Source organism: Virgibacillus sp. 7505 (assembly GCF_002272135.1).
Classification (GTDB): domain Bacteria; phylum Bacillota; class Bacilli; order Bacillales; family Amphibacillaceae; genus Terribacillus.
In genome coordinates this window covers 1-346 of record NZ_NPBF01000093.1, presented here as the reverse complement: position 1 = coordinate 346, position 346 = coordinate 1, and the positions used below count along the sequence as shown (strand labels likewise).

The 346-nt window shown below is 46.8% G+C and carries 1 protein-coding gene; it reads right to left on the bottom strand.

Features of this window, described 5'->3' with window-relative positions; genetic code table 11:
• Positions 1-346: DUF3100 domain-containing protein (locus CHH91_RS18070; protein ID WP_141234198.1), on the bottom strand; the 346-nt coding region annotated here is incomplete at both ends.

Below are 346 nucleotides of genomic sequence, written 5' to 3'. Positions count from 1 at the left end.
TGCCAATGCTTTCCCGCTTCATTCCAAGCAGCAAAACGGCAACGGGCAGTGCTAAGAAAATGGTGCCGAAATTGCCGATTTCTTGTAAAAGCAAGGCGGGACCAGCAGCAATCACATTTTTCAAGTCTGGCCCTATAGTGACACCGATTTTGGCGATCAGTAGCGCTACACTAAGCGTAATGATTGGCTCTGCATGTTTGGACTGTGTTTCTTTCACGAGTGGCGTGAAATACAAGGCTAACCCGAATACAAGGGCAAACAGCATCGGCAAGAGCATGATCATTCCTGCTCCTAAGCGAATTTCAATCACGCCAATCATTTCTGCAACGACAACAATGCCTAATAC